1 protein-coding gene is annotated in these 603 nt (G+C 29.2%); it reads right to left on the bottom strand.

Annotated features, from left to right (window positions below):
• Positions 1-603 (bottom strand): HEPN domain-containing protein (locus tag KH893_RS11480; protein WP_281166237.1); only part of this gene is annotated, 603 nt, incomplete at both ends.

Below are 603 nucleotides of genomic sequence, written 5' to 3'. Positions count from 1 at the left end.
TCTCAAAGTAACCCATATGTATATTAATTTGTCCAAAACTATCCCTCATATTATTTGTTGCAAAATCATCATTAAAGCCCAGTTCTCTCAAAAGATGGTATTCAAGAATCAGCCTCAATAATTCAGTTGCATCTACAAGTTTTTCTCCAAAAAGAGCATTTTTTTGTCTGTTTTCATCATAATGAGTGTAATAATTTCTTGTATTAGAAACAATTTGAGGAAAATCAAAATATTTAAATCCACCCGAAAAATTTATTTTTGGGATATTATCAACAACCATTAAATCAGAAATTCTTTCACTAAGAAGAATAGATTTAGTATTTCTTTTGTTCCTAATGAGAAAATCTTTAAAGCTTGGATTCATTCGAGCAATTTTTTGATTGGATTTCTTTAAATATTCATCTCTATTATTAGTCACCATTCTTGCATGATAAGTTTCTAGTGCTTGGCAGACATTTAAAAAAAGATTTTGAATAGACGTACTGGGGGAATCATATGCCTCTGTATATAAATTAATTATAGGTTCGAGTTTTTTTGACTTGTCATTCCAAGCCTCAAGATCAGCAGACTCAATTAATTGTCTGCAATTAAATAAACAAGTAG

Source organism: Liquorilactobacillus sicerae (assembly GCF_029916425.1).
GTDB lineage: Bacteria > Bacillota > Bacilli > Lactobacillales > Lactobacillaceae > Liquorilactobacillus > Liquorilactobacillus sicerae.
Note: the sequence above shows the minus strand (reverse complement) of the source record. Positions and strands in the feature narration are given on the sequence as shown.